Origin of the sequence: Pseudomaricurvus sp., from assembly GCF_965662505.1 — a bacterium.
GTDB lineage: Bacteria > Pseudomonadota > Gammaproteobacteria > Pseudomonadales > Cellvibrionaceae > Pseudomaricurvus.
In genome coordinates this window covers 1-3,918 of sequence record NZ_CBFIHX010000203.1, presented here as the reverse complement: position 1 = coordinate 3,918, position 3,918 = coordinate 1, and the positions used below count along the sequence as shown (strand labels likewise).

The following is a 3,918-nucleotide window of genomic DNA, read 5'->3' as shown; positions in this document are numbered from 1 at the left end:
ACGACGCCGAGCTCGAGCAAAAAAGACTCACACTTTAGTCCTAGTTTGGGTTCCTCTTCGTCGCAGCAAGATATAACAACATTTAATAGTTTTGGTTCTGGTAATAGCTTTGCTTCTGGTACAGATGTGCCAGTTGCGCCATCTGTGGGTAATCCTTCTATAGGCAGACCTTCCGTATATAATCCTTCGCCAGATGCTACGGTATTTGCACAATCGATTAACCCTTCATCAATTTCCTCAGGTTCCTCTGTAAATAATCCTCAGGCTTCTGCGAAACAAACCAGTCAGGTTGTGATTAAAAGCCGCTTCGAGTTAATGGACCTCTTGGGCGTCGGTGGCATGGGGGCGGTTTACAAAGCAACCGATCGTCGTAAGCTCGAAGCCAGTGACAGTGATCCCTATGTGGCGATTAAGGTGTTGAATGATGATTTCCGCAATCATCCAGATGCCTTTGTTTCACTGCAGCGAGAGGCTCGAAAGTCACAAACACTGGCGCACCCCAATATTGTTAATGTGCACGATTTTGATCGTGATGGCGAAATGGTTTTCATGACCATGGAGTTTTTGGAGGGTGCACCGCTAGATGTCTTGCTTCGGGAGAAAGCGGGTATTGGTCTGCCGGAAGAGCAGGCGATCGATATTTTAAAAGACATTTCCAATGCATTGATCTATGCCCACTCGCACCACATTGTGCACTCGGACTTTAAGCCGGGAAATATTTTCGTCACTAATTCTAAAGGCGCTAAAGTTTTCGATTTCGGTATCTCCCGAGCGGTGAACCCTGCCGGAACCTTTATTTCCAGTGGCAACAACAATACCGTTTTTGATGCCGGGTCTCTGGGAGCATTAACCCCTGCGTATGCCAGTCTTGAAATGCTTCAGGGAAAAGACCCTTCCCCCAGTGATGATGTATATGCTCTGGCCTGTGTAGCCTATGAATTGTTTTGCGGTAAACATCCCTTCAATAAAACACCCGCAGATAAAGCGCAGCAGGAAAAGCTTTACCCTAAACGTCTAAACCAGCTCAATCGACGTCAATGGCACGCTCTGGAAAAAGCCTTAGAGTTCTCAAGAGAGAAGCGGACCGAAACTGTGAGCGACTTCGTGTCACAGTTTTATGGTAAGGGGAAAATGCCCCTTTGGTTTGTTGTCGCTTCAGTGGTGGGCTTGTCAGTTGCCGGTGGGTTTTATGGCATTAAGTACACTGAAAAGGTTGTTGATGAGAACTCTATTAAAGAGGAGTTGCAGGAGGAATTGCAGCAGACGCTGACCAAGAGTCGAGCTGCAGATAAGCTTTCTTCAATCGAACGGATGTTGGCCAGCGGAGAGATATCAGAGCGGTGGGGAGCTGATCTACGTCAGGAGTTGGCCGATTATCAGGCGTTGGCTCCTGAAGATGTGCAAACGCCACTGACAATGCATCAAAAGGTAGCTGAAAAGCTACTGAGGTCGACAGAAAGTCTTTTGGAGAATAAGGATTTCGAAGGTGTGGAAGCTCTTTTGGTTAGGGCTGAAGCCTGGGGGGCTGATGCCGCTTCTCTGAGTCATGTTGAGGCCGATCTGAAGCAGAAAATGGAAGAAGAGCAGCAGCGTCTGGCAGATTTAAAGGCAGAAGAGCAGCGCAGGCTTGCGGAAGAGCAGCGTCGAATTAATGCTGTTGAGCAAAGCCGGAATCGTGAACGTCAGCGTCAGGCAGAAGCCAGACAAAAGGCCGTTTTGACGGAGGCTATTGCCCGTATTGAAAACGATCTTCGTTGTTCCTCTTCCATGGATATAGCCGGAAGCCTATCTCAAAATTATGCACAGCTGAATCAACTGGATAGATCACTGGGAAAAAGAGTGGTGCCGGATATCGCTCGGGATCTCAGAAGTTGTTTTATGAAGCTGCAAACCAAAAACCCTCAAAAAACTGAAGATCTTTTGGTTGACGCCAAAGCGCTGTTCCCTGGGCAGCCAGATTTGGAGTCTATCAAAATCGATTACTGTGCCCACCTTGCGCCTGGTAGTGGGTCACGTGGCTCTCGATTTAGCTGTCAGGATACGTTGGCATCAGGGGGATACGGTCCTCGCCTGGTCGTGGTTAAGTCTCCGTCCAGCGAAAAGCTGGCGATTGGGAAATATGAAGTCAGTACTGCGGACATGAAATCATTCTGCGCTATTCAAGGTGGGTGTGGAAGCCTGGGCCGCCTCTCGAAAAATACACCCGCGAATAATATTTCCATTGATCTGGCGAGGAATTATTTGAGCTGGCTCTCGAAGCAGACGGGTTATCGTTATCGTCTTCCTACTGAGCAGGAGTGGCTGGCAGCGGGGAAAGCAGGACAATACAAAGAAGATCCAGACAGGAATTGCCACTTGCGTTATGGCGCAATTCAGAAAGGCGATGAGCTGGTTTCTGTGATGTCGGGTAAACCAAATCGAAATGGATTGTTGAATCAGGTGGGTAATGTTCAGGAATGGGCTGTCTCTGATGGCGGTGCTCTGGTTGCCCTTGGCGGAAGCCGAGAAGATTCAATGAGTCGTTGCTTAATTACGACGCGTAAAGATCACAATGGAATGTCTGGAGAGACAACAGGGTTTCGTGTCGCCAGAGAATTTTAATTATTAACATAATCATGATGTGGAGAGAAACATGTTAGGGGCTTTTCCTGCTATGAAAAGGATGTCATCAAAGAAAGCTCAGTGGCCGGTATATGCCGCTCTGCCAGTTGTATCGTTATGCAGTATGCAGGTGTTGGCAGAGGCCAGTGAATTTCCAGTGTCCAACTTTCAGCGATCTCTGCAGAATGAATCCATTCACGCACAAACGCCATTTTCACAGTCCGATGTCACCAAAGAGTATCTTTACCGTACGGTAGAAGATAATGCGCCAGTTTTGGACACGGATATTCCTGAAAAAAGCAGCCGTACTGATGGACCCCGGATTACGGTTAAAAAGTTCAACTTTCATCGCTTGCAGGATTTTCCGGAATACGGAATTACCAAGGAAGATGTTGAGGCTTATGCAGAAAGCCTTCGTGTTAAGTACATGAAAGAAGATCAGGTTTTTGCCAGTGGTTATACACGGGAAAACCTCGAAGAGCTAGCTGCTTATCTGGATAAAGTCGGGGCCAGGAAGACGGTGGCTAATCTTAATGCAGAAAATTTGCAGCAGCTTATTGAGATTATTAAGCAGCAGAATGAAGAGCGCGGAATAAGCTACGCAGACCTTGAAGAGATTTCTAACGAGCTGACCCGTTATTATCGTCAGCACGGACTTTTCCTTGCGCAAGTCAAAATTCCACAACAGGAAGTAAAAGACGGTGAAATTACCCTGGCTGTTCAGGAAGGGGTTCTGGGTAAGGTCGTTGTTGAAGACAATCAGAAATACGGTAGTGAGGTGCTTAGTGAGCCCTTCAATGGGGGCGTGGGCAGCCTGGTTAGTCACGAAGACATGGAAGAAGGTCTGTATTTGCTGAACGATCTGCCTGGTCTGGATGTAACGGGTTATTTCACGGCAGGCGATGCTGCTGGCGAAACAGCGCTGAATTTGCGGGTTCGCAATGAAAAATCCTGGAATGTCGCAGTCAGAGCCGATAATCACGGTTCTCGTTTTACGGGCGACAAGCGAGGTTATGTCGTTGGGGAGTGGTTAAATCCCTTGGGACGAGGTGACCGATTGACCCTTGGGTATCTGCGTTCTGCCGATCCCGGAAATACTGATTTGTATCAGGCCAGTTACAGTATTCCGCTATGGAGTGCGCGGACCCGTTTGACCTTGTCTGCAGAGCGTAACGAATTCGCGTTAGAAGATGTTGATGGCGGCAGCAATTCGGTCATTAATCAGCTTGAGATGGAAGGCTTCAACGAAGCTTATGCGATCGGTCTGGAGCAAAAAATTTACCGCTCGCGTGACTTTAACTTCAGCGCCGGTATCGA

Annotated in this window: 2 protein-coding genes; both read left to right on the top strand. The window is 47.9% G+C overall.

All coding sequences use genetic code 11. From position 1 onward, the window contains the following. Positions 1-291 precede the first annotated feature (291 nt). Positions 292-2,601 carry a protein kinase domain-containing protein gene (locus ACTG33_RS16545; RefSeq protein ID WP_439136325.1) on the top strand — a complete coding sequence of 770 codons (2,310 nt, stop codon included), beginning with the start codon at positions 292-294 and terminating at the stop codon, positions 2,599-2,601. A gap of 61 nt (positions 2,602-2,662) precedes the next feature. Then, a partial coding sequence (locus ACTG33_RS16540) for a ShlB/FhaC/HecB family hemolysin secretion/activation protein (RefSeq protein ID WP_439136324.1) occupies positions 2,663-3,918 on the top strand: 1,256 nt, incomplete at its 3' end.